Annotated in this window: 22 protein-coding genes; 9 read left to right on the top strand and 13 right to left on the bottom strand. The window is 69.6% G+C overall.

Going from position 1 to position 23,110, the window contains the following annotated elements; genetic code table 11:
• From tuf to rpsL, 4 genes are all read right to left on the bottom strand, one after another.
• A complete protein-coding gene (tuf, locus tag ACLBX9_RS25445; protein ID WP_010686902.1) occupies positions 1–1,191 on the bottom strand; it encodes an elongation factor Tu in 1,191 nt (396 codons plus the stop codon).
• Between the two features lie 57 nt (positions 1,192–1,248).
• Positions 1,249–3,324, bottom strand: coding sequence for an elongation factor G (fusA, locus tag ACLBX9_RS25440; RefSeq protein WP_010686903.1), 2,076 nt, complete (start codon positions 3,322–3,324; stop codon positions 1,249–1,251).
• A 30-nt stretch (positions 3,325–3,354) separates the two neighbouring features.
• On the bottom strand, positions 3,355–3,825 hold the full coding sequence (rpsG, locus tag ACLBX9_RS25435) for a 30S ribosomal protein S7 (RefSeq protein ID WP_007557567.1): 471 nt from the start codon (positions 3,823–3,825) through the stop codon (positions 3,355–3,357).
• Positions 3,826–3,953: 128 nt separating this feature from the next.
• On the bottom strand, positions 3,954–4,325 hold the full coding sequence (gene rpsL / locus ACLBX9_RS25430) for a 30S ribosomal protein S12 (protein ID WP_007557568.1): 372 nt from the start codon (positions 4,323–4,325) through the stop codon (positions 3,954–3,956).
• 758 nt (positions 4,326–5,083) lie between these two features.
• On the opposite strand from rpsL, the gene ACLBX9_RS25425 reads away from it, so the two are divergent.
• The 3 genes from ACLBX9_RS25425 to ACLBX9_RS25415 all read left to right on the top strand — a co-directional run bounded on the left by ACLBX9_RS25425 (position 5,084) and on the right by ACLBX9_RS25415 (position 8,571).
• Positions 5,084–5,461 (top strand): hypothetical protein, encoded by a 378-nt coding sequence (locus ACLBX9_RS25425; RefSeq protein ID WP_010686904.1) that lies wholly within the window; start codon positions 5,084–5,086, stop codon positions 5,459–5,461.
• Positions 5,462–5,763: 302 nt separating this feature from the next.
• Entirely contained in the window at positions 5,764–7,293 is a 1,530-nt protein-coding gene (locus tag ACLBX9_RS25420) for an MDR family MFS transporter (RefSeq protein WP_447720879.1), read from the top strand.
• Positions 7,294–7,536: 243 nt separating this feature from the next.
• Positions 7,537–8,571 (top strand): TerC family protein, encoded by a 1,035-nt coding sequence (locus ACLBX9_RS25415; protein ID WP_039894693.1) that lies wholly within the window; start codon positions 7,537–7,539, stop codon positions 8,569–8,571.
• 12 nt (positions 8,572–8,583) lie between these two features.
• Here ACLBX9_RS25415 and ACLBX9_RS25410 read toward each other — a convergent pair whose 3' ends face one another.
• From ACLBX9_RS25410 to ACLBX9_RS25400, 3 genes are all read right to left on the bottom strand, one after another.
• Complete coding sequence (locus tag ACLBX9_RS25410) at positions 8,584–9,339, bottom strand: N-acetylmuramoyl-L-alanine amidase (RefSeq protein WP_010686907.1); 756 nt, start codon at positions 9,337–9,339, stop codon at positions 8,584–8,586.
• On the bottom strand, positions 9,336–10,091 hold the full coding sequence (locus ACLBX9_RS25405; RefSeq protein WP_010686908.1) for a TerB family tellurite resistance protein: 756 nt from the start codon (positions 10,089–10,091) through the stop codon (positions 9,336–9,338). Before ACLBX9_RS25405 ends, ACLBX9_RS25410 begins: the two co-directional genes overlap by 4 nt.
• Before the next feature lie 153 nt (positions 10,092–10,244).
• A complete protein-coding gene (locus tag ACLBX9_RS25400) occupies positions 10,245–10,514 on the bottom strand; it encodes a hypothetical protein (protein ID WP_007560631.1) in 270 nt (89 codons plus the stop codon).
• Positions 10,515–10,764: 250 nt separating this feature from the next.
• Between ACLBX9_RS25400 and ACLBX9_RS25395 the strand changes: the two genes are divergently transcribed.
• On the top strand, positions 10,765–11,388 hold the full coding sequence (locus ACLBX9_RS25395; protein ID WP_447720882.1) for an urease accessory protein UreE: 624 nt from the start codon (positions 10,765–10,767) through the stop codon (positions 11,386–11,388).
• Positions 11,389–11,750: 362 nt separating this feature from the next.
• Positions 11,751–12,557, top strand: coding sequence for an outer membrane protein (locus ACLBX9_RS25390; RefSeq protein ID WP_447720878.1), 807 nt, complete (start codon positions 11,751–11,753; stop codon positions 12,555–12,557).
• 135 nt (positions 12,558–12,692) lie between these two features.
• Here ACLBX9_RS25390 and ACLBX9_RS25385 read toward each other — a convergent pair whose 3' ends face one another.
• The gene (locus ACLBX9_RS25385; protein ID WP_010686911.1) at positions 12,693–12,905 is read right to left on the bottom strand and encodes a hypothetical protein; all 213 of its coding nucleotides are present in this window, start codon (positions 12,903–12,905) and stop codon (positions 12,693–12,695) included.
• 507 nt (positions 12,906–13,412) lie between these two features.
• Between ACLBX9_RS25385 and ACLBX9_RS25380 the strand changes: the two genes are divergently transcribed.
• Positions 13,413–14,288 carry an SDR family oxidoreductase gene (locus ACLBX9_RS25380; RefSeq protein ID WP_447720877.1) on the top strand — a complete coding sequence of 292 codons (876 nt, stop codon included), beginning with the start codon at positions 13,413–13,415 and terminating at the stop codon, positions 14,286–14,288.
• Between the two features lie 56 nt (positions 14,289–14,344).
• Here the strand turns inward: ACLBX9_RS25380 and ACLBX9_RS25375 are convergent, their stop codons facing one another.
• The gene (locus tag ACLBX9_RS25375) at positions 14,345–15,922 is read right to left on the bottom strand and encodes a cache domain-containing protein (RefSeq protein ID WP_447720876.1); all 1,578 of its coding nucleotides are present in this window, start codon (positions 15,920–15,922) and stop codon (positions 14,345–14,347) included.
• A gap of 700 nt (positions 15,923–16,622) precedes the next feature.
• Here ACLBX9_RS25375 and dusA point away from each other — a divergent pair.
• Positions 16,623–17,654 carry a tRNA dihydrouridine(20/20a) synthase DusA gene (gene dusA, locus ACLBX9_RS25370; protein WP_447720875.1) on the top strand — a complete coding sequence of 344 codons (1,032 nt, stop codon included), beginning with the start codon at positions 16,623–16,625 and terminating at the stop codon, positions 17,652–17,654.
• 15 nt (positions 17,655–17,669) lie between these two features.
• On the opposite strand, the gene ACLBX9_RS25365 is transcribed toward dusA, so the two are convergent.
• From ACLBX9_RS25365 to cobS, 3 genes are read right to left on the bottom strand one after another with little or no spacing between them, the layout of a single operon-like run.
• Entirely contained in the window at positions 17,670–18,362 is a 693-nt protein-coding gene (locus ACLBX9_RS25365) for a retropepsin-like aspartic protease family protein (protein ID WP_447720874.1), read from the bottom strand.
• Positions 18,359–18,571: a DUF1289 domain-containing protein gene (locus ACLBX9_RS25360; RefSeq protein WP_447720881.1), complete on the bottom strand. Its 213-nt coding sequence runs from the start codon at positions 18,569–18,571 to the stop codon at positions 18,359–18,361. The genes ACLBX9_RS25365 and ACLBX9_RS25360 overlap by 4 nt, the downstream gene beginning before the upstream one ends.
• Before the next feature lie 52 nt (positions 18,572–18,623).
• The gene (gene cobS, locus ACLBX9_RS25355; RefSeq protein WP_447720873.1) at positions 18,624–19,448 is read right to left on the bottom strand and encodes an adenosylcobinamide-GDP ribazoletransferase; all 825 of its coding nucleotides are present in this window, start codon (positions 19,446–19,448) and stop codon (positions 18,624–18,626) included.
• 86 nt (positions 19,449–19,534) lie between these two features.
• Between cobS and cobT the strand changes: the two genes are divergently transcribed.
• Complete coding sequence (gene cobT, locus ACLBX9_RS25350; RefSeq protein ID WP_447720872.1) at positions 19,535–20,587, top strand: nicotinate-nucleotide--dimethylbenzimidazole phosphoribosyltransferase; 1,053 nt, start codon at positions 19,535–19,537, stop codon at positions 20,585–20,587.
• Positions 20,588–20,718: 131 nt separating this feature from the next.
• Here the strand turns inward: cobT and ACLBX9_RS25345 are convergent, their stop codons facing one another.
• Positions 20,719–22,311, bottom strand: a complete 1,593-nt coding sequence (locus tag ACLBX9_RS25345) for an ABC transporter substrate-binding protein (RefSeq protein WP_447720871.1) — start codon at positions 22,309–22,311, stop codon at positions 20,719–20,721.
• A 117-nt stretch (positions 22,312–22,428) separates the two neighbouring features.
• On the opposite strand from ACLBX9_RS25345, the gene ACLBX9_RS25340 reads away from it, so the two are divergent.
• The gene (locus tag ACLBX9_RS25340; protein WP_039894677.1) at positions 22,429–23,097 is read left to right on the top strand and encodes a GntR family transcriptional regulator; all 669 of its coding nucleotides are present in this window, start codon (positions 22,429–22,431) and stop codon (positions 23,095–23,097) included.
• Positions 23,098–23,110 lie beyond the last annotated feature (13 nt).

Raw genomic sequence — 23,110 nt, 5'->3', positions numbered from 1 at the left:
TCAGTCGTTGATGGCGGCGACGACGCCGGCGCCGACGGTGCGGCCGCCCTCGCGGATGGCGAAGCGCAGCTTCTCCTCCATGGCCACCGGCACGATCAGCGCCACGTCCATGGTCACGTTGTCGCCCGGCATCACCATCTCGGTGCCCTCCGGCAGCGTGCAGATCCCGGTCACGTCCGTCGTGCGGAAGTAGAACTGCGGCCGGTAGTTCGTGAAGAACGGCGTGTGGCGCCCGCCCTCCTCCTTGGTCAGGATGTACGCCTCGGCCTTGAACTTCGCGTGCGGCTTCACCGAACCCGGCTTGCACACCACCTGGCCGCGCTCCACGTCCTCGCGCTTCGTGCCGCGCAGGAGAACGCCGACGTTGTCGCCCGCCTGGCCCTGGTCGAGCAGCTTGCGGAACATCTCCACGCCCGTGACCGTCGTCTTCGTGGTCGCCCGGATGCCGACGATCTCGACTTCCTCGCCCACCTTCACGATGCCGCGCTCGACGCGGCCCGTCACCACCGTGCCGCGGCCCGAGATCGAGAACACGTCCTCGATCGGCATCAGGAACGGCATGTCGATCGGGCGCTCCGGCTGCGGGATGTAGCTGTCCACCGTCGCCATCAGCGCCAGCACCGCCTCCTTGCCGATCTTGGGCTCCTTGTCCTCCAGCGCCATCAGCGCCGAGCCCTTGGTGATCGGGATGTCGTCGCCCGGGAAGTCGTACTTCGAGAGAAGCTCGCGCACCTCAAGCTCCACCAGCTCCAGCAGCTCCTCGTCGTCGACCATGTCGACCTTGTTGAGGAACACCACCAGAGCCGGAACGCCGACCTGACGCGCCAGCAGGATGTGCTCGCGCGTCTGCGGCATCGGGCCGTCGGCCGCCGACACCACCAGGATCGCGCCGTCCATCTGCGCCGCGCCCGTGATCATGTTCTTCACGTAGTCGGCGTGGCCGGGGCAGTCCACGTGCGCGTAGTGCCGGTTCGAGGTCTCGTACTCCACGTGCGCCGTCGAGATCGTGATCCCGCGCGCCTTCTCCTCCGGCGCCTTGTCGATCTGGTCGTAGGCCGTGAACGTCGCCCCGCCCGTCTCCGCCAGAACCTTCGTGATCGCCGCCGTCAGCGACGTCTTGCCGTGGTCAACGTGCCCAATCGTGCCGATGTTGCAGTGCGGCTTGGTGCGGGAGAACTTTTCCTTGCCCATCAGAGCCTCCTAAATTCGAATTCGCGTTGCGGAAGAAGAGATGCTTAGGCGTGAACCTCAGGCGTACTTGGCGATGACCTTGTCGGCCTCGCCGCGCGGCACCTCTTCGTAATGGTCGAACTGCATCGTGAAGTTGGCGCGGCCCTGCGAGAAGGAGCGCAGCTGGTTCACGTAGCCGAACATGTTGGCCAGCGGCACCATCGCGTTGATGACGTTGGCGTTGCCGCGCATGTCCTGGCCCTGGATCTGACCACGGCGGGCATTCAGGTCGCCGATGACCGAGCCGGTATACTCTTCCGGCGAGACGACCTCGACCTTCATGACCGGCTCGAGCAGGACCGAGCCACCCTTCTGCAGGGCCTCACGGAAGGCCGCGCGCGAGGCGATCTCGAAGGCCAGCGCCGACGAGTCGACGTCGTGGTAGGCGCCGTCGATCAGCTCGACCTTGACGTCGACCACTGGGAAGCCGGCGAGCACGCCCGCGCCGAGGACCGAGTTCAGGCCCTTCTCGACGCCCGGGATGTACTCCTTCGGCACCGCGCCGCCGACGATCTTCGATTCGAACGCGAAGCCTGCGCCCGGCTCGTTCGGCTCGACGACGAACTTCACCCGCGCGAACTGGCCGGTACCGCCGGTCTGCTTCTTGTGGGTGTAGTCGATCTCCTGACGGCGGGTCAGCTTCTCGCGGTAGGCCACCTGCGGCTGGCCGATATTCGCGTCGACCTTGTAGGTGCGGCGCAGGATGTCGACCTTGATGTCCAGGTGGAGCTCGCCCATCCCCTTGAGGATGGTCTGGCCCGATTCCTGATCGGTGGACACACGGAAGGACGGATCCTCGGCGGCGAGCTTCGAGAGCGCGATGCCGAGCTTCTCCTGGTCGGCCTTCGACTTCGGCTCGACGGCGATCTCGATCACCGGCTCCGGGAACTCCATCTTCTCGAGGATGACGGCCTTCTGCGAGTCGCAGAGGGTGTCGCCGGTGCGGGTATCCTTGAGGCCGGCCAGGGCGACGATGTCGCCCGCGTAGGCCTCCTTGATGTCCTCGCGGTTGTTGGCGTGCATCAGGAGCATGCGGCCGACGCGCTCCTTCTTGTCGCGCGAGGAGTTGAGCACGTTGGCGCCCGATTCGACCTTGCCCGAGTACACGCGGCAGAAGGTGATCGTGCCGACGTGGGGGTCGTCCATGATCTTGAAGGCGAGCATGGAGAAAGGATCCGAATCCGTCGGATGACGGACGGTCTCTTCCTCGGTCTTGAAGTCGATACCCTTGATCTCGCCGCGATCGGCGGGGGAGGGCAGGTAGTCCACGACGGCGTCGAGGAGTGGCTGCACGCCCTTGTTCTTGAAGGCCGAGCCGCAGAGCACCGGGTGGAAGGCGCGCAGCTGCACGGCCTTGCGCACGAGCTTGCGCATGGCGTCCTCGTCCGGCTCGGTGCCGTCGAGGTAAGCGGCCATGGCGTCGTCGTCGAGCTCGACGCAGGCCTCGACCAGCTTGGTGCGGTACTCGACGGCCTGATCCTTCAGGTCGGCCGGGATCTCGACCTCGTCGAAGTTGGCGCCGAGCGCCTCACCGGACCAGACGATCGCCTTCATCTTGATGAGGTCGATCACGCCCTGGAAGCTGGACTCGGCCCCGATCGGAAGCTGGAGGCACACCGGCTTGCCGGCGACGCGATCGATGATGTCCGCGACGCACTTGAAGAAGTCGGCGCCGATCTTGTCCATCTTGTTGACGAACACGACGCGCGGCACGTCATACTTGTCGGCTTGACGCCACACGGTCTCGGTCTGCGGCTCGACGCCCTGGTTGCCGTCGAGCACGCACACGGCGCCGTCGAGCACGCGGAGCGAGCGCTCCACTTCGATGGTGAAGTCGACGTGGCCGGGGGTGTCGATGATGTTCAGGCGCTTGTCGCGCCAGAAACAGGTGGTCGCAGCCGAGGTGATCGTGATGCCACGCTCCTGCTCCTGCTCCATCCAGTCCATGGTGGCGGCGCCCTCATGGACCTCGCCGATCTTGTGGGACTTTCCGGTGTAGTAGAGGATCCGCTCGGTCGTCGTGGTCTTGCCGGCATCGATGTGGGCCATGATGCCGAAGTTGCGGTAGTCCTCGATCGCGTGCGTGCGGGGCATCGAATTGCTCCTGAGAGACGGCGGAACCGCTTACCAGCGGTAGTGCGAGAAGGCGCGGTTGGCTTCCGCCATCCGGTGCGTGTCTTCCCGCTTCTTGACGGCGTTGCCGCGGTTGTTGGCGGCGTCGAGCAGCTCGGCGGAGAGGCGCTCGATCATGGTGCGATCGTTCCGGGACCGGGCGGCCTGGATCAGCCAGCGGATCGCCAGCGCCTGGCGGCGCTCGGTGCGGACCTCGACGGGGACCTGGTAGGTCGCGCCGCCGACGCGGCGGGAGCGGACCTCGATCATCGGGGCGACATTGTCGAGGGCGGCGCGGAACACCTCGATCGGGTTGGCGCGGGCGCGGTTCTCGACGATGTCGAAGGCACCGTAGACGATCCGCTCCGCGGTCGACTTCTTGCCCTCGTACATGATGGAGTTCATGAACTTCGTGAGCACCACGTCCCCGTACTTCGGGTCCGGGATGATCTCGCGCTTCTCGGCAGAGTGACGACGGGACATTGTTTGCGGCTCTCGAACGAAAAGATCTTAAGCACCCTGCGCAGGCCACCTGAGCCTTCCGGCCGGCGGCATCCTTACAGGGCCGTGGAAACGCGAACCGGTGCCCGGAAAATGCCCGGGCCCCGAACTTACTTCGGACGCTTGGCGCCGTACTTCGACCGGCGCTGCTTGCGGTTCTTCACGCCCTGCGTGTCGAGCACGCCGCGCAGGATGTGATAGCGCACGCCCGGAAGGTCCTTCACGCGGCCGCCGCGGATCATCACCACGGAGTGCTCCTGAAGGTTGTGGCCCTCGCCCGGGATGTAGCCGATCACCTCGAAGCCGTTGGTCAGACGGACCTTGGCGACCTTGCGGAGCGCCGAGTTCGGCTTCTTCGGGGTCGTCGTGTAGACGCGGGTGCAGACGCCGCGCTTCTGCGGGCAAGCGTCGAGCGCCGGAACCTTGTTGCGGCTCCGCTGGATCTTCCGCGGCTGGGCGATCAGCTGGTTGATCGTCGGCATCCTGTGCCCTCTTCCTCGGTCACCTAGGCCGGACTGCGCAGGGCAGTCCGCAAAACGAATATGCGCCGGAGGGCCAGTCACGGACCCTCGGCGCGGTGTGGGCAGAGGAGCACGCCCGAAACGAACGCGCTCGTACCTACGGATCTGACTTACACGTCAGGCGATTTGAACCCTCGGAGCGCTCGGGGCGATGGCGGCGGCTTCCGGGGGTGTGCCCAAGGGCCGTCGGCAGCCGATGGCCGTCCGAAGTGGCGCGCTTCTAGACGCGGTTGCCCCGCAGGTCAATGCGTGCGCGGCAGAAAACTGCACCGCGCGGGAGGTTAAGGATCGGTCAAGACGCCGAAATTCCGAGCGCCCGAGCGACGCCCTTCCGGGCCGCCGCGCAGGCCCCTGCAGCCACCTGCACTGGCGACTTCGCGGGGACACGTGCAGGTGTGGAGGCCGGCAAGGTCGACCGTTCCCAGTGGACCCTTCGCGCGATGCAGCCCTAACCCGCGTCACATGCAGCGACGACAGCCTCGAACGTCGCAGGTGAAAATTGAATGGTTGCGGATCGAGGCCGCTGCTCTTGGCGTGAGGTCGTCAGGGCTGGGCGCGGGAGACCCGGCAAATCCTGCAGGGCGGCTCCGGTCCGGCGTGCCGGATCGGGGCAGGGGGGCGCCGTCTCGGTCTACGGAGAATTAAAGCGATCCGTCGAATTGTCGCGAACACCGGGCGGCCGGCACGCCGCCCTCACGTTCGCGTCGAGGATGTTGCGTATGGGTTGCGTCGCGGTCAGCAACGTCGTTCCGTTCCGGCGGCCACTCCCGTCCCAGGCACCGGGCGAGCGGGACGCGCGCAACCGCAGGCGCGGCGAGCAGCGCTCCCTGCTGGACGCGGTCTACGCCACGGGCAGCCTGATCGTCGCCGCCGATGACCGCGCGCTGAAGCTCACGGCCTCGCGCCTGCAGGTCTACGGCTTCCTGGCCATCGAGGAGATGGGCGAGGATGGGACCGCGCGGCGGCTGCGGCCCTCGGAGGCGATCCGCGCCCGGGCCGAGCGGCCGTGGCGCCTGTCGAAGCCGGCCTGCGGTGCGTCGGTGACGATTCCCAGCCTCGACGGCTTCCTGTTCGAATCGTCCGGCCAGCCGGCCTGATCCGGCTCACCTGAGACCGTCGTGAAGGGTTTCCGGCCGGCGCGCAGTCAAGCGCGCCGGCCGATCGCGTTGTCACGGACGCTTTCCAGCCGTGGCCCTCACCCGGAGCGGAGGCCACGCCCGATCGGACGAACCCGGTCCCTGAACCGGCGGGAATTGCCGCCCATCGAACATAAGTACTTCCCCAATCCCGTACCGGCCGGTATCGGCCCGCTGCGGCTGCGCCGCCGCGCGCCCCTTCACGCCGCTCAAGCCGGCTCCGGAGCGGGCTGAAGCGCGGCCCGGACCAGAGGCTCCTGCACGTGGCCAGCCCCGTCGCCGTCACAGGGATCCCGGCACAACCGGGTTCCGCCGCCCCGCCGGTCGTGCTCAACCACGGCGAGATCCGCGCGATCGTCCTCGGTCTGATGACCGCGATGCTGCTGGCCGCCCTCGACCAGACCATCGTGGCGACCGCCATGCCGACCATCGGCCTCGCGCTGGGCGACGCCGCCAACCTCCCCTGGATCGTCACCGCCTATCTGCTGGCCTCCACGGCGGTGACGCCGCTCTACGGCAAGCTCTCCGACATCCACGGCCGGCGGGTCATGCTCCTGATCGCCATCGGCACCTTCGTGATCGGGTCGCTGGCCTGCGCGCTGGCGCCCACGATGGTGACGCTGGCGCTGGCCCGGGGTCTCCAGGGGATCGGCGGGGGCGGGCTGATCGCGCTGGCGCAGACCATCCTGGCCGACATCATGTCGCCCAAAGAGCGGGCGCGTTACCAAGTGGTGATCGCGGGCGTGTTCGTCGCGGCCTCGGTGGCGGGGCCGCTGCTCGGGGGCTTCTTCGCCCAGCACCTGCACTGGTCGCTGATCTTCTGGATCAACCTGCCGATCGGTGTCCTCGCCTTCGCGCTGACCAACGCCAACCTGAAGCGCCTGCCGCGCCACGACCGCCAGCACCGGCTGGACTGGCCCGGGGCCGCCCTGATGGTCTCGGGCTCGATCGCCCTGTTGCTGGCCCTGAGTTGGGGCGGCGTGCGCTACCCGTGGGGCTCCGCGCCGGTCCTGAGCCTCCTGGCCCTGGCGGCCCTGCTGGGCGGCGGCTTCGCGGCGCGGCTCGCCACGGCGGCCGAGCCGCTGATCCCCACCGAGGTGCTGAAGAACCAAGTCGTCTATAGCGCGACGCTGGCCGCCTGCTTCGCCATGGGCACCTTCATCGGACTGACCATCTACGTGCCGATCTTCCTCGAGGGTGTGATCGGCCTCTCGGCGAGCGAGGCCGGCGTCGCCCTGGTGCCACTCATGATCGGCACCGTCACGGGCGCCACCCTGTCGGGCCGGTCGATGATCTATTTCCGGCACTACAAGCGCGTGCCGCTCGCCATGATGTGCATCAGCCTCGCCTGCTGCGGGGTCATCGCCTGGCAGGGACGGGCGCTCCCCTTCTGGCTGATGGAGGTGCTGTTCGCGCTGCTCTCCATGGGGATCGGGACGATCCTGCCGCTCTCCACCATCGCGATCCAGAACGCGGTGGCGCGCCACCAGCTCGGCATCGCGACGGCGTCGATGAACTTCTTCCGCTCGCTGGGGGGCGCCCTGATCGTGGCGGCCTTCGGCACCATCGTCCTGGGCGGTGTCGCGGGCGGCGCGTCCGGGGGGCACGACGTGGAGAGCCTGATCCGCGGCGCCGATCCGGCCCGCCTCGCCCTGACGTTCCGGCACGTGTTCCTGGCCGCCTGCCTCGGACTCCTCGCGGCCTTCGCGTTTCTGGCGCTGATGGAGGAGCGGCCGCTCGGCGAGCGCACCTCGCCGCGCATGGACGGCCGGACGCCGGACAAGCCGGCTTGAGGGTCCTGTCCGTCCCGGTCGGCTCCGTCTTACAGGGAGCCACGTGCCCGAGCCGGTCCGGGCCTCGCCACCCGCAGCCGTAGCCCGTCATCCGGCACCCGGCCGCCAGATCCTGCCCTTGATTCGCCCCGATCGCCTCTTACCTCGCCTGCATCGGCTGCGGGCCCCTCTGGCGGGCGCTCCTCAGCGCCCGTGATGTCGGAGCCGATGCTTTCCGTCTGGAATCAGCATCAGGTCCCGCACATGATGGACGTCCTCACCGTCGAATGGCTCGGCAAGCCGTTGTGGATGTGGCTCGGGTTCCACGTCCTGATCGCCTGCCTCCTGGCCTTCGACCTGGGACTTCTCCACCGCGACAAGGACCACGAGATCGGCGTCCGGGAGAGCCTCCTGCTCACCGGCTTCTACCTCGTCCTCGGTCTGGCGTTCGGCGGCTGGGTCTGGTGGTACATCGGCCCCCAGGCGGGCGAGGAGTACGTCACCGGTCTCGTGGTCGAGAAGTCGCTGTCGATGGACAACGTCTTCGTCATCGCGATGATCCTCACGGCGCTGGGCGTCCCCCGCGCGGCTCAGCACCGGGTCCTGCTCTGGGGCATCCTGGGCGCGGTGCTCCTGCGCGGCTTGATGATCGGGCTCGGCGCGGCCCTGGTGCATCAGGTGCACTGGGTCCTGTCGCTGTTCGCCGCCTTCCTGATCTACGCCGGCCTGAAGATCCTGCTCTCCGGCGACGAGGAAGAGGGCGATTTCCAGAACAGCGCGGTCGTGCGCTGGTTCAAGACGACCTTCCGTGTCACGCCCGACCTGCACGGCCAGCGCTTCACTGTGCGCAAGACCGATCCGAAGACCGGCCGGGTGGCCCGGTACTTCACGCCGCTCGCGCTCGCCCTGGTGCTGGTGAACGGCGCCGACGTGATCTTCGCGGTCGACAGCGTGCCGGCGATCTTCGCCATCACCACCGACACGTTCGTGGTCTATACCTCCAACATCTTCGCGATCCTGGGCCTGCGGGCGCTCTATTTCGCCCTCGCCGCGATGGTAGATCGCTTCGCCTATCTCAAGACGGCGCTCGCCTTCATCCTGATCTTCATCGGCGCCAAGATCGTGGTCGCCGACACGTTCGGGCTCGTCGCGGTGCCGCCGTGGGTCTCGCTGGTGGTGACGCTCACCTTCCTGGCGGCGGGCGTCGTCTACAGCCTGTGGCGGACACGGACCGACGCGCCGGCCGAGGCGGTCCCGGAGTCCGGACACCCGCACGAGGCGCGGGCCCACCGGGCCTGATCCGGCCTGTCCTCAGGCGGCCGGGAGGGCCGCGATCAGGTCACGGAGGGTGGTGATGGTCGAGGCGTCGGCCACGCCGTCCACCCGCGCCTGCCGGAAGTGGCGCTGGAACGCTGTGACCACCGCGTGCGTGCGCCCGTCGAACATGCCGCTGACCGGCAGGTCATAGCCGTACAGGGCGAACATCGCCTGCAGCGCCTCGACGGGCTGGCCGGAATCGCCCTGGGCGAAGAAGCGGCCGTCCCGCATAGGCGCCGGCGGCACCCCGTGGCCGATTCCCGCCGCCGCCAGACGCGCCCACGGGAAGGTCTCGCCCGGGTCCTCCTTGCGCTCGGGGGCGATGTCGGAGTGGCCGAGCACCCGCTCGGGTGGGATCGGCCAGCGGCCGAGGATGTCGCGCGACAGGGCGGTCACGGCGTCGATCTGCGCCTCAGGGTAGGGCGGCAAGCCGCCGGCATGGCCCGGATTCACGATCTCGATCCCGATGGAGCGGGAGTTGATGTCGGTCTCGCCCTTCCAGGCACCTGCGCCCGCGTGCCAGGCCCGGCGGCCCTCCGGCACCAGCTGGACGATGCCGCCATCTTCGAACACGAGGTAATGGGCCGAGACCTCGCTCAGCGGGTCGCGCAGGCGCGCCAGCGCCGCGGCCCCGCTCTCCATGCCGGTGTAGTGCAGGATCAGCATGTCGAGCGGCCCGGCCCGGCGGGCGCCGTGGTTCGGCGAGGGTGCGACGCGGCGGGCGAGGGGGGTGTCGGGAACGAGGCTCACCGCAGCCCGCGCTCCTGCGCGACCCGGTCGTAGGCGGCGTTGATCGCGGCGAGCCGCCGCGTGGCGATGGCCACGGCCTCCGTGGGCAGGCCGCGGGCGAGCGCCCGGTCGGGGTGGTGCTCGGCCACCAGCGCGCGGTGGCGCGCCTTCACAGCGGCGTCGTCCGCCTCCCGGTCGAGTCCGAGGACGCCGTAGGGATCGTCCGGCAGCCGCACATGCCGGGCGGCGATGCGCCGGAACGCGGCCTCGTCGAAGCCGAAGATGCCCGAGACGGCGCGCAGGTAACGCTCCTCCGCCTCGTGGAGCGCCCCGTCGGCGCCCGCGATCTGGAACAGCCCGTCGAGCACGTCCTCAAGCAGGGCCGGCTCGTCGCCGAAGGTCGTGGCGAGCTGCTGCGCGTAGGCCTCGAAGCCGTTCGTGGTCTTCTTGGCGAGATCGAACAGGCGTTCGACGCCCGCGCGCGCGGACGGCTCCACCTGCACGACCCGACCGAACGCCTCGACCTCGGAGGGCAGCACGACGCCGTCGGACTTGGCCATCTTGGCGGCGAGCGCCACCAGACCGGTGGTGAACACGACATCCCGGGGCGTCCGGCCGAAGGGCGCACCGACCCGGTCGAGGAGGAAGTGACCGGCGACGCCGCCGACCAGCGCCCCGAGGGGCCCGCCGATCGCGAGGCCGAGGCCGGCGCCGCCGATCTTGCCCCAGACGCCCTGAGCCTGGGTTGCGGAAGTCTTGGTGCCGGGATTCATCGGTCGAGCGACGCCGGCGAATATCGTGGACTCGGTGCTGTCATCGTAGGCGGCAAGCGTCCGTCACCGGGGACGCGCCCGGCCGGGCGTCGAGATAGCCGCTCCTCAGGCCGTGAGGAAGGGCCGGATCGCGCCCGGCCCCCCTCCCGCAGGTCAGCGGCAGTAGATGTTGCCGTAGGCGTCGCGATAGGTCCCGTAGGGGCAGCGCGGCGCGGTCGAAGCGCCCACGATGGCGCCTCCGGCACCGCCGATGGCCGCGCCCGCAAGGGCGCCGCCCGCGCGGCCCGTGGCGGCCGCGCCGATCGCCGCGCCGGTCAGCGCGCCGAGGCCCGCGCCGCCGAGCGCCCGGTCCTCGGGGGTGTTGCAGGCGCCGAGCGAGAGAGCGGCGATGGTGGCGAGGGCGGCTGCCGTGAGCTTCTTCATAGGTTCGGAACTCCCTTGTGCATCCGGTCCGGCATTTGGCCGTGATCGTGGCGGATCGCGCCGAGCTTAGCAGGAAAGGAATGGCGACCATACGGCTAAGGTTCCATCCGCCGAGCCTGGAGTTGCGACTGAGGTTGCGTCGGGTTCCCCGATCGCCCTATGCCACCCCAGCAGGCGGCGCCCCGACCGGCACCGCCGCGGCACCGTGTCCGAGGGTTTTATGTCCGAGGGTTCCATGTCCGTGGGTTCCATACCGACCGCCACCACGATCGTCCGCCGGCCCGCCGTGCGCGCCGACCGCGTCGCCGACACCGTGAGCCTCGGCCACGGGGCGCGGGCCGCAGCCGCGGGCTCGCTGGTCGCAGAGGGCGGATTGACCTTCTCGGTGGCCCTCACCAAGGCCGCGACGCTTGAGGATGGCGATGCTCTTCGCCTCGACGACGGGCGGCTCGTTGCGGTGCGGGCCCAGGCGGAGGACCTTCTGGAGGTGCGCGCCGAGAACCCCGCCCGGCTGCTGCGGCTGGCCTGGCAGCTCGGCGGCAGCCACGTGCCCGCCGAGATCGCCGGGGACGTGCTCTACGTCCCGGCGACACCCGCCACGGCCGAGCTGGTCCGTGGACAGGGCTGCCTCGCGACCCCCGTCTCCCGCGCCTTCCGCCCCGAGCACGCCGCCCACGATCACAGCACCTGCGGGCACGATCACCACGGCCACGACCACCATGACCACGACCACCATGGCCACGACCACCATGGCCACGACCACCATGGGCACGACCAAGGCCACGATCATGGCCACAAACACGGCCACCACGATCACGACCATGATCACGGCCACGGCCATGTGCATGGACCCGGCTGCAGCCACGACCATTAGCGTGGGCCGGAGCTGGGCGGTCCCGGTTCCGCGATGCAGACCTCGGCAACTTCCGAAGCGGCGCCTGATCGATATCCGATCAGGCGCCGCTCTTTTAGGTCGCGATGCCGCCCCCACGGTCGACCTCAACCGCGCGACGCAACGGCCGTTTTTCCCGCAAGCGACAGCCCGAAGAAACACAATCCGAACCTCGGAAACGCGCCTTTATCGATTTCAATCTAGATATAATTCGAAATTAATTCTCATTTTTCGAGATATATCTTTCAAATATGCTTGATTTTGCTTGTTGCAAATGCACAACAGACGGACTTGGTGGCGGCATATATATCGATTCCTGTATCTTATTCCTGGAATCGACCAACATGAAGAACATCTTTACGTCCGTGGCCGCTCTCTCGGCCCTGACCACTGTCGCTTCAGCCGCAGATCTGCCCCGTCGGGCGCTCCCGCCAGCAGCGATTCCTGTGCCGGTCTTCACCTGGACGGGCGCTTACTTTGGCATCAACGCCGGCTATATCACCTCGACCAAGGATATAGTGGACACAGTGGGCACGATCCGGGCCCCCAACGGCCGCCCCGACCTGGACTATTCAGCCTCGGCTCCGCTGCCGCGAGATGGGTTCACGGGTGGCGGCCAAGTCGGCTACAATTATCAGTTCACGCCCGGCTCCGGCTTCGTCGTCGGCGTCGAGGCCGATGCAGCCTACACAGCTCTCCGCCGCAGCAGCAGCTTCCAGAGCAGCATCCTCGGGACCCACAACTTCCGCCAATCCAGCGATTACCTCGGCACCGTGCGCGGCCGGATCGGTTATGCCGTTGACCGCACCCTGTTCTACGCCACGGGTGGCTTCGCCTATGCGGGCGACACCTACCGCGCGAGCCTCTTCCAGACCCGGATCGAGCCGAACTTCTACGGAAGCCGCGCGCGCACCGAGACAGGCTACGTCGTCGGCGGCGGCATCGAGTACGCGCTGCCCACCGATTCCTTCCTGAACGTCTTCCACTCCAGCGCCGTGACGGTGAAGGGCGAGGCCCTGTACTACGACCTCGGCAGCCGCACGATCCCCGTCCTCCCGACCTACCGGAACATCAACGTCTTCGGGACGCGCTTCCAGAACGAGGGCGTGCTCGGTCGCGTCGGCGTCAACTACAAGTTCGGAAGCTACTGAGCCGCCCAGCCCTGGCCTTCGGCGGGCATCCCCAGCCCGATCAGACTGGTCGCCCCGTCGAAGGCCGCCCCAGGAGCCAGCTCGTGGGGCGTTTTGCGTGGCGCGGCCCCGGTTCGCCCTGGAGCCCGACGCCGCTCAGAGCCGCTTCGGCACGGGCCGCCGGCAATAGGTCCGCGCCTCCTCCGCGGCGAGGCCGTCCTGCGCCGCGACACACTGGTCGAGGGTGAGCCCGATGCTGCTCGCGTAGGGCTCGTTCGGCGACAGCGCCTCGCGGGCGAGGCTGGCCAGGTAGAGCAGGAAGGCGCCGACCGCGAACACCACGGCCGCGAGCAGGGCGCGGCTCAGCATGCGTTCCGAACCACGGCCTCGCGCCGCGAGGTCTCCGGACCGGGCAAGCCCGATCCCTCGACGGGCAGGCCGTGGCCCCGGGACCGGTGACGACAGGCACCGGGGCGACGCCATGGGGCCCGGCGCGGCCGGGACGATCGATCCACGGCGCGTACGGCTGATCCGGCCGGCATTCCGGCCCACCCTACTGCAACAGGCCCCAGAGGCCCGTGGCGAGGCCGAAGGTCAGCGAGAGCATGGCCGCGGCCACGAGGGCGCGGTCGATCAGGCGCGCGGCCCGGTCTTCAGGATGCGATTCGATCATGGCGGCGCTCCCTCTTCCCGCGAGACTGCGCAAGGCCTGTTGCTGCCCTATGTCGACGCACCGTCAAGGCAGAGGTTCCCAGTGTCCGTGCTTCCACGGCCGCGGCCGAGACTGTCGAACCGGGCGGCCTGGACCCGGCGAGGCTGCCTCGGAACACCCCGGGTGCCCCGCGGTTGGACCGGACATCCCACCGGAGACGACGCGTGACCACGGACCCGCTGCATAAGCATCCCCGACCGCCCTTCGCGGCTCAGCCGCAGAGCTTCCCCGGCAAGACGGGCCGGATGGAACCCGAACCGGATCACGGCGAGGAGAGCTACACGGGCTCAGGGAAGCTCACGGGGCAAGCCGCGCTGATCACCGGCGGCGACAGCGGCATCGGCCGCGCGGTGGCGATCGCCTTCGCGCGGGAGGGCGCGGATGTCGCCATTGCCTACCTGCCGGAGGAGCAGGCGGACGCCGAGGCGGTGGGCGGCTGGATCGAGAAGGCGGGCCGGCGCGCGCTGCTCCTGCCAGGGGACCTCAAGGATCCCGCCTACGGGCGCCAGATCGTCGCCCGCACCGTGGAGACCTTCGGGCGGCTCGACGTGCTGGTGAACAACGGCGCGTTTCAGCAGCCGAACCAGGATCTCGCGTCGATCGACGACGCGATCTTTGAGGACCATTTCCGCACGAATGTGTTCGGGTCCTTCTACGTGACAAAGGCGGCGCTTGCCCATCTGAAGCCGGGCGCCTCCGTGATCTTCACCTCCTCGGTGAATTCCAAGCATCCGATGCCCTCGCTCCTCGCCTACAGCGCGACCAAGGGCGCCCTGAGCAACATGGTGCTGAGTCTCGCGCAGCTGCTGGCCGAGACGGGCGTACGGGTCAACGGCGTGCTGCCCGGCCCGATCTGGACGCCGTTCATCCCGTCCGGGATGAGCCAGGATTCGGTGAAGTCCTTCGGCAGCCAAGTGCCGTTCGGCCGCCCGGGCCAGCCGGCGGAACTCGCCTCGGCCTACGTGATGCTGGCCTCCGAGGAGAGCAGCTATACGTCCGGCGCGCTCGTCACCGTGGCGGGCGCGATGCCGGTCTTCTGAGCGGCGTCCCTTTGGCCGGGCGCTGCGCTCGGCCGGAGGGGTCGGGACCCGCGACGTCAGGCGGCGCGCATGTCGGCGAGGAAGCGCACCACCTCGGCGCGAAGCACCTCCGCGCTGCGGCTCACGCTGCTGGCCGCCTCCCCCACCTCCTGAGCGACCCGCCGTGTGTCGTCCGCGGCCGCCGAGGCTGAGACCACCGTCCCGCTCACCGCGTCGGTCCCCCGCGACGCCTCCTCGATATTGCGGGAGATGTCGCCCGTGGCGGCGCGCTGCTGCTCCACCGCCGCCGCGATCGCGCTCGCGATCGCGTTCATCGTGTCCACCGTCTTGCCGATCGACTGGACGGCGCCCACGGCCGCGGAGGTCTCGTGCTGGATGGCGCTGATCTGCGCGGTGATCTCCTCGGTCGCCTTGGCGGTCTGGCCGGCCAAGCCCTTCACCTCGGCGGCCACCACGGCGAAGCCGCGGCCGGCCTCACCGGCGCGAGCCGCCTCGATCGTCGCGTTCAAGGCGAGCAGGCTCGTCTGCTCGGCGATGGCCGAGATGATCCGCACCACCTCGCCGATCCGCTCCGCCGCGCCCGCGAGTCCGCGGATCTGATGGTCCGTGCGCTCGGCCTCGCTCACAGCCCGGCCCGCGATCTCCGCCGACTTGATCGCCTGTCCGCCGATCTCCGCGATCGAGGCGGTCAGCTCCTCGGTGGCCGCCGCCACGGTCTGCACGTTGGCGGAGGCCTGCTGGACCGCATGGGCGGCCGAGCCGGCCTGCTTGGCGGTCTCGACGGCCGTGTCCGACATGGCGCGGCAAGCCTGCTGCATCCCGGAGGCGGCGCTGTCGACCTGCTGCAGGAGCGCGCCCGCGCTCTGGTCGAAGCTGCGCGTCAGATCCTCCATCCAGCGGGCGCGCTCCTCGCGCTTGGCTTGGTCGGACAGCCGATCGGCGATCAGTGCCTGCTCCTTGAGCATGCTGTCGCGGAAGATCCCGGCCGCCGCGGCCATCCGGCCGATCTCGTCGTGGCGGCCGATCCCCGGGATCGTGAAGGTCAGGTCGCCGCCGGCCAGCCGACGCAGGGCCGCCGTGAAGGCCGCCAGGGGCTTGGTGATGCTCCGGACGAGCACGATCCCCACCGCGACGATCGCCAAGCAGATCGGGACCAGCCAGAGGAGCGATTCCAGCATCCGCGCCCGGCCCATCGCCTCGATGTCGTCCACGTAGAGGGCGGAGGAGACGATCCACTGCCACGGTTCGTAGGCCAGGGAGTACGCGACCTTGGGCGCGGGCTCGGTCTCGCCGAGGCGCGGCCAGCGATATGCGGTGAAGCCGCCGCCCTTCCGTCCACGCTCGACCATCTCGCCCACGAAGGTCTTCATCATCGCCGCGTCGTCGCGGCTCTTGGTGCCCTGGACCTTCGGATCCGGATGGACGACGTTGCGCCCGATATCGCCCGGAGCCGCGCTGTAGACGAAGACGTAGTTGCCGCCGTTGTAGCGGATCGCCCGCAGGGCCTCGCCGGCCCTCCGCTTCGCCTCGTCCTGCGAGATCGTCCCGGCCTCGGCCTGCTTGCCGAAGGCGGTGACGAGGCTGTGCGCGGCCTCGACCTGGAAGCGGACCGCCGACTTTCGGCCCTCCATCATCAAGTCGGTATTAGCAAATATCTCAACTCCCAGTATCGATATGAATGCCAGCAAGATCCCGAAAATCAGAAAATATATCTTGGATCTTATAGTGAGGCATGAATATCTTAGCGCGGATAAACGATCTGGGAACTTACGGCCTGCCGGTGAATAAATTTCGCTCATGGCAACCTTCCAAACAATCGATTTGAATTGTCCTTATGCTAACTGCAAGCTTCCTACAAGATCGCCGTATTTTGATGACTCGTGAACTTTACAATTCTCAAAATCCAGTATCTTGAATAGATATCGTCTTACGAAGGATCAAGAAAAGACGATCTCATGGGCTGAACGGCAAAACTATTCTTCTACACGAATGAATTTGTTCGGTGCGATCCTCATCTAGCCCGATCAATGGATCGCCCCTCGATGTCCCCCGTGCGTGTCCGGCGCGCGTCAGGGGCCAGCCGGAGCATGGAGCCGTCAGCCTGTGGCGAAGCGCCGTAGCGGAAACCGGACCGGCTGACGCTGCGGGCCGTCCTTCCGCGTGCACAGCATGCCTTCGGACGCTCGCTCCATGTCGGGCATCACAGACGCGGCGGGTCTACCGTGGAACCCCAGCCCGTGGTATCGAACGGGCATCCTCCACAAACGCTGAAGGCGAGACGCGGCGTCCTCGGGCAGCCCGGCATCGTCGAGCGTGGAGGCCTACCGGTACAGAATGGATCGGGCACACGTGACGGCGGCTGACGAACGCGGCGCACTGGCGGGATGGCGGTTCTCCGTCGCGCCGATGATGGACTGGACGGATCGCCACTGTCGCGCGTTCCACCGGACCCTCTCGGCGCATGCCCGGCTGTACACCGAGATGGTCACCACCGGCGCTGTCCTGCACGGCCCGCGGGAGCGGCTGCTGGGATTCTCCGGAACGGAACATCCCGTGGCGGTCCAGCTCGGCGGGTCGAACCCGGCGGAGCTGGCCCAGGCCGCGCGGATCGCCGCCGAGTTCGGCTATGACGAGGTCAACCTCAATGTCGGCTGCCCCTCGGACCGCGTGCAGGAGGGCCGCTTCGGCGCCTGCCTGATGCGCGAGCCGGCCCTGGTCGGCGACTGCGTGGCGGCCATGAAGGCGGCGGTCTCCGTGCCGGTGACGGTCAAGTGCCGGATCGGCGTCGACGACCAGGATCCCGAAGCGGCCCTGGATACCCTAGCCGACGCCGTGGCGGCGGCGGGCGTCGACGGACTGATCGTCCACGCCCGCAAGGCCTGGCTCCAGGGCCTCTCGCCCAAGGAGAACCGCGACGTGCCGCCCCTCGATTACGGCCGGGCGGAGCGGCTGAAGCGGCGGCTCCCCGGGCTACCGCTCTCGGTCAATGGCGGCCTGCGCGACCTCGATGCCGTGCGGGCGCGGCTCGACGAGGTCGACGGCGTCATGGTCGGTCGCGCCGCCTATACCGAGCCGGCGCTGCTCCTCGACGTTGATCGGGAGCTCTTCGGCGTGGACGCCCCGGCGGCCGACCCCTTCGCGGCGGTGGAGGCGTTCGAGCCCTATATCGCGGCCCTTCTCGCCCGGGGCGAGCGCCTGCACGCGGTGACCCGGCACATGCTGGGGCTGTTCAACGGCCGGCCGGGCGCGCGGTCCTACCGGCGCCACCTCTCCACCGCGGGCATGCGGCCGGACGCTGACCTCGCGACCCTGCGGGCGGCCGTGGCGCTGGTGTCCCGCACCGCACCGGAGGCCCGGGCGGCCTGAGCGGCGGCGTCCCGGTCAGGGCCGGCGCAGGATCAGGCGATCGCCGCGGACCTCGGAGCCCGAGAGCCGCGTCAGGAAGGTCTGGCCGAGCAGGTTCGCCGAGAGCGCGCCGGGCTTGGCCACCATGGCGTTCACCCGTCGCTCCGTGATCGTGCCGACGCTGAGCGAGTCGAGCTGGATCGGCGCCGCGTAGGTGATGCCGTTGGCGGTGGAGACGCGGGCGGTGAAGGCGGAGGGCTCGGGGGTCAGGCCGAGGGCGGCGGCGTTGTCGGCGGTCAGCACCACGCTGCTCGCGCCGGTGTCGAACAGGAACGGCTGGACCCGGCCGTTCACCTCGGCGTCCACCCGGAAGTCGCCGTCCGCCCGCCGGGTGATGGTAACGGATCCGTCGCCGCTTGACGTGGCGGTCCCGGGCCGGAGTTCGCCGACCACCCGGGACGTGACGCCCTGGATCCGGTCCCGATAGCTGTAGCCGATCACCAGGGCGAGGCCGATCAGCGCCCAGGCCAGGAGCGCCCGCAGGTTCGCGCCGAGCCGGGCCGTGAACTGCCGCCAGAACCCGGCCACCACCAGGAGCAGGATCGTGCCGGTCCAGGCGAGATTGGCCAGTTGATCGGGCTCGATCACGCCGCCGACGCTGTCGCTGCCGTCGCTGAGGACCAGGGCGACGATCACCAGGGCGATCGCGGCGAGCCCGAGATAGATCATGACGGCAGCGGCGCTTCCAGAGGTGTGAGGCCGGCGGCCCGCATCCGCGCCTCGAGTCCCGCCATGACGGCGCGGCGCCGGGCCTCCGGCATCGAACCCCAGGCGGCGATCTCGTCGCGGGTCCGCCCGCAGCCGCAGCACAGGCCGGTCGCGGCGTCGAGCACGCAGACCTTGGTGCAGGGCGAGGAGGGCTTTTCCACGGGCGGCATCAGGGAACCTTGGCCGAGGGATCGTGGCCGGGTCATGACGTCGGAGGTCTCCTCAATCTGTCACCGACACCACCAGGGCCAGCAGGGCGGCGATCTCCGCGGCCTGCTGGCAGGCGCCGATCACGTCCCCGGTCTGCCCGCCGATCTTAACGCGCGCCAGCCGGGTCAGGCCTAAAGCCGCGAGGCCGGCGCACAGGATCATGAGCGCCACCCCTCCGAACGGCAGGCCGAGCAGCGTCGCACCGAGCGCCAGGGCCGCGCCGAGGCCGATCGCGGTGGCGAGGCTCGCCCGGCCCGGGCGGCCGACCGAGGCCGAGAGGCCGCCCGGTCGCGCCGGCGCCAGCAGCACCATCGGGGCGAGGGCGGCGACCCGCGACAGGGTGGCCCCAAGGAGCAGGCCGGTCACGGCCGCGTAGCCGGTCCGGTCGAGGAGCGTCGCCAGGGCGCCGATCCGCAGGGCCAGCGCCAGGACCAGGGCCGCGCCGCCGTAGGCGCCGATCCGGCTGTCGCGCATGATCTCCAAGCGGCGCTCCCGCGTAATCCCGCCGCCGAACCCGTCGGCGACGTCGGCGAGTCCATCCTCGTGGAGGGCCCCGGTCGCCACCACCGACACCGACACCGCGAGGGTCGCGGCCAGGAACGGCCCGAGTCCGATGGCCCAGCCGGCCGCCAGCACGAGGGCCCCGGGCAGAGCGAGGATCAGGCCGGCCAGCGGCAGCATCCGCGGCAGGGTGGTGAAGTCGGGGCTCCGGTGCGGATCCGGCTCGCCGGGCAGTTGCGGCACCGGCAGGCGGGAGTAGAAGCGCAGGCACCCGGCGAGGTCGTAGAGGGCGCCGCGCCCGGGCCAGTCGGCCTCCCCGCCGGTCTGCCTGTCCATCGCGGTCTCTCGCATCCGCCCGCCACCGCGCGCCGCTCCCGTATAGTCTCCCCGACCGGAGGCGCCCACAGGAAATCATCGCCGCCATGTCCGACCCGGTGACCGACCCGATGACCGCTCCCGAACACGGCCCGTTCGACGACATCCGCAACCTGCTCAAGGCGATGCCCGGCCCGGACACCGACGCGCAGGCCGCCGTCGCGGCGCGGGACGCCACCCTGACCAAGCCCGCAGGCTCCCTCGGGCGCCTGGAGAGCCTCGTGTCCTGGATGGCCGCGTGGCAGGGCAAGGCGCCCCCGAGCTTCGACCGGCCGCTGGTCTGCGTCTTTGCCGGGAGCCACGGGGTCACGCGCCGCGGCGTCTCGGCCTTTCCGGACGCGGTCAACCGGCAGATGCTCGACAACTTCGCCGCCGGTGGCGGGGCGATCAACCAGATCTGCGCGGCCTACGGCCTCGGCTTCAAGGTGTTCGACCTCGCCCTCGACATGCCCACCGGCGACATCACGGAGGGGCCGGCCCTCGACGAGCGAGCCACGGTCGCCACGATGGCCTTCGGCATGGAGGCGGTGGCCGCCGGCACCGATTGCCTGGGCATCGGCGAGATGGGCATCGGCAACACCACGGTGGCGGCCGCCCTCTACGCCGCCCTGTTCGGTGGCGACCCCGCCCACTGGGTCGGGCGCGGTACGGGCGTGGACGGGGACGGTCTCGGCCGGAAGGTCGCCGCCGTGGAGGCGGCGCTCGCGCACCATGCCGGCCACCTCGACGACCCGCTCCTGGTCCTGGCGCGCCTCGGCGGCCGGGAGATCGCCGCCATGGCGGGGGCGATCCTGGCCGCGCGGCTGCAGCGCATCCCGGTGGTGATCGACGGCTACGTGGCCACCGCCGCGGCGGCCGTGCTGCACGCCGCCGACCCGGGCGCCCTCGACCATTGCCTCGCCGGCCACGTCTCGGCAGAGGGCGCCCACGCGGAGGTGCTGGAGCGGCTCGGGCTGGTGCCGCTGCTGGCGCTCGGCATGCGCCTCGGCGAGGCCTCGGGCGCCGGCATGGCGATGGGCCTGCTCAAGGGCGCGCTCGCCTGCCACACCGGCATGGCGACCTTCGCGCAGGCTGGGGTGTCCGAGAAAGGCGCGGGCTGAAGCCGCGCGGGCACCCGCATCTTTGCGAGCGGAGCGAAGCAATCCAGCGGCGGCACGGCCATCAGAGGCCCGCTGCCCTGGGTTGCTTCGCTGCGCTCGCAAAGACGAACCATCCTCGGGAGCGCCCGGACTCAGGCGGTCTTCTCGATGTTCCAGAAGAACTGCACCGGTGCCATGACCATGCCCTTGAGCTTCGCGCTGATGGCCATCGGCTGCTGCACGAGGCCCGCGGGTGCGTAGGGCACGACCGCGAAGGCCCGCTCCTCGATGCGCGCGGCCAGCGCCTTCTGCTGCGCCTCGTCGCCGGTGGCGATCCACTCGCTGCGCAGGCCCTCCAGGGTCGGGTCGTCCGGCCAGCCGAACCACGCGGCCGCGCCGTTGGCGCGGATCAGCGGGTGGAGCGCCGGGTTCAGCACGTCGGCCCCCGACCAGAGCGTGTGGAAGACCGACCAGCCGCCGGCATCGACCGCCCCGCGATTGCCGCGGCGGGCGATGAAGCTGCCCCAGTCGGTCGAGACCAGATCGACGTTCATCCCGAGTTGCTTGAGCAGGTCCTGGGTCACCAGTGACTGGTTGTAGGCGATCGGCTGGTCGGCCGGGGCCAGGAGCACCACACGCTCGCCCTTGTAGCCGGCCTTGGCCAGCATCGCCTTGGCCTTGCCGAGATCGTCCTGCATCGCCGCTGCCCCGCCGGCCCCGGTCGACATCGGCGAGCCCGGCGTGAAGAAGGTCTTGGCCTCGCGGTAGTATTCGGGGCTGCCGACCACCGCCTGCATGTAGTCGTCCTGCTTCATGGCCATCATCACGGCCCGGCGGATCTCGGGATTGTTGAACGGCGGCTGCGTGTGGTTGAACCGCATCAGCAGGATCAGCCCGAGCGGCACGTTGCGGATCTCGATCCCCGGCTTGCCCTTGAGGACCGGGATCAGGTCGATCGCCGGCTGCTCGTACCAGTCGACCGCGCCCTGGATCATCGCGCCCACCGCCGCCGAGGCCTCCGTGATGGCGAGCCACTCGATCCGGTCGACCTTCGCGACCTTGCCGCCGGCCGCCCAGGAGGGCGCCTCCTCGCGGGGGCGGTAGCCGGCGTGGCGGGTGTAGATCGCGTTCTGGCCGGGGATCCATTCCCGCGCCTCGAAGCGCCAGGGCCCGGAGCCGGTGGCGTCGGCGATCGGCTTGGACGCGTCCTGGAGCGCGACGCGCTCCGGCATGATGAAGGGCACGTTGGAGGACAGCTTGCCGAGTGCCGCCGGGAGGAGGGGGAACGGCTTCTTCAGCGCGATGGTGAAGGTCCGCGCGTCCTCCTGGCCGTACCCCTCCACGAAGCCCGCCAGGGTCTGGCCGAAGGCGTCCCGCTTGGACCAGCGCGCGATCGACGCGATGCAGTCCTTGGCCTCGACGGGGGAGCCGTCGTGGAAGGTGAGGCCGTCGCGGAGATGGAAGGTCCAGCGCAGGCCGTCGGGCGCGGTCTGCCAGTCGCTCACCATCTGGGGCTGGATCCGGAAATTCTCGTCTGTGGCGAACAGCGTGTCGTAGACGAGATAGCCGTGGTTGCGGATGACGTAGCTCGTGGCGACGATCGGATCGAGGGACGGCAGGGGCGTCGACGGGATGAAGCGCAGCACGCTGCCGCCGCCGGGCTGGGCCCGGACCAAGTGCGGGAGGCCGAGGCCGGCGGCCGCGCCTGCGGTACCGGCCAGAATCTGGCGGCGAGAGAGCGTCATCGCGGGCACCCATGTCCTGATCGAGCCCGTTGCCCGATTGATTTTATACAATTTCAACACTGGAGCTCCGCCGTCAAGGGCCCCGCGGAGCGCCCGGGGCCGAGGCGGAGCGAGATCATGAAGAACCGGACCATGGCGGGATCGATCGGCGCTGAAATCCGCCGACGCGTCCTGGACGGACGCTACCCGGCCGGGTCGCAGCTGCGCCAGGACGCCCTCGCGGCGGAATTCGGCGCGAGCCGGATCCCCGTGCGGGAGGCCCTGTTCCAGTTGGAGGCGGAGGGCCTCGTGCGGATCCACCCGCATCGCGGGGCCATGGTCGCGCCGCTCTCGCCGGCCGACGCCGCCGAGGCCCTCGAACTGCGGGGCATCCTCGAGCCGCGCCTGCTCGCCGGGTCGGCACCGCATCTGACTGAGCAGGATTATCGGCAGGCCGACACCCTGCTGGACGATTACGCCGCCGCCCTGCGCGACGGCGCCACGGCGCGCTGGGGCGCCCTCAACACGGAGCTGCACCTCCTCCTGTACAGCCGGGCGGAGCGACCCCGCACGCTCGCCTTCGTCGGCTCGCTGCTGGCGGAGTGCGACCGCTACACGCGCCTGCAGCTCTCGACGGACGGGGCGGAGCTGGAGCGGGCCGACCGCGAGCATCGCGAGATCGTCCGGCTGTGCCGGAACGGCCACGTCTCGGCCGCCTGCGCCCTCCTGACCGACCATATCGGCCACGTCGCCGCCGCGCTGATGGCGTTCCTCGGCGAGGCCTCGACCCCGCGAAGCTCCGGATGATTGTATAAAATCC

This window comes from Methylobacterium sp. A49B (assembly GCF_053346215.1).
This window is presented reverse-complemented; position numbering and strand designations above follow the sequence as displayed.

Bases quoted from the DNA above. Each gene is read 5' to 3' on its own strand.
- tuf (WP_010686902.1), bottom strand. From the start codon at position 1,191: ATGGGCAAGGAAAAGTTCTCCCGCACCAAGCCGCACTGCAACATCGGC.
- fusA (WP_010686903.1), bottom strand. From the start codon at position 3,324: ATGCCCCGCACGCACGCGATCGAGGACTACCGCAACTTCGGCATCATG.
- rpsG (WP_007557567.1), bottom strand. From the start codon at position 3,825: ATGTCCCGTCGTCACTCTGCCGAGAAGCGCGAGATCATCCCGGACCCG.
- rpsL (WP_007557568.1), bottom strand. From the start codon at position 4,325: ATGCCGACGATCAACCAGCTGATCGCCCAGCCGCGGAAGATCCAGCGG.
- ACLBX9_RS25425 (WP_010686904.1), top strand. From the start codon at position 5,084: ATGGGTTGCGTCGCGGTCAGCAACGTCGTTCCGTTCCGGCGGCCACTC.
- ACLBX9_RS25415 (WP_039894693.1), top strand. From the start codon at position 7,537: ATGATGGACGTCCTCACCGTCGAATGGCTCGGCAAGCCGTTGTGGATG.
- ACLBX9_RS25405 (WP_010686908.1), bottom strand. From the start codon at position 10,091: ATGAATCCCGGCACCAAGACTTCCGCAACCCAGGCTCAGGGCGTCTGG.
- ACLBX9_RS25400 (WP_007560631.1), bottom strand. From the start codon at position 10,514: ATGAAGAAGCTCACGGCAGCCGCCCTCGCCACCATCGCCGCTCTCTCG.
- ACLBX9_RS25390 (WP_447720878.1), top strand. From the start codon at position 11,751: ATGAAGAACATCTTTACGTCCGTGGCCGCTCTCTCGGCCCTGACCACT.
- ACLBX9_RS25385 (WP_010686911.1), bottom strand. From the start codon at position 12,905: ATGCTGAGCCGCGCCCTGCTCGCGGCCGTGGTGTTCGCGGTCGGCGCC.
- ACLBX9_RS25375 (WP_447720876.1), bottom strand. From the start codon at position 15,922: ATGATGGAGGGCCGAAAGTCGGCGGTCCGCTTCCAGGTCGAGGCCGCG.
- dusA (WP_447720875.1), top strand. From the start codon at position 16,623: ATGGATCGGGCACACGTGACGGCGGCTGACGAACGCGGCGCACTGGCG.
- ACLBX9_RS25365 (WP_447720874.1), bottom strand. From the start codon at position 18,362: ATGATCTATCTCGGGCTCGCCGCGATCGCCCTGGTGATCGTCGCCCTG.
- ACLBX9_RS25360 (WP_447720881.1), bottom strand. From the start codon at position 18,571: ATGCCGCCCGTGGAAAAGCCCTCCTCGCCCTGCACCAAGGTCTGCGTG.
- cobS (WP_447720873.1), bottom strand. From the start codon at position 19,448: ATGGACAGGCAGACCGGCGGGGAGGCCGACTGGCCCGGGCGCGGCGCC.
- cobT (WP_447720872.1), top strand. From the start codon at position 19,535: ATGTCCGACCCGGTGACCGACCCGATGACCGCTCCCGAACACGGCCCG.
- ACLBX9_RS25345 (WP_447720871.1), bottom strand. From the start codon at position 22,311: ATGACGCTCTCTCGCCGCCAGATTCTGGCCGGTACCGCAGGCGCGGCC.
- ACLBX9_RS25340 (WP_039894677.1), top strand. From the start codon at position 22,429: ATGAAGAACCGGACCATGGCGGGATCGATCGGCGCTGAAATCCGCCGA.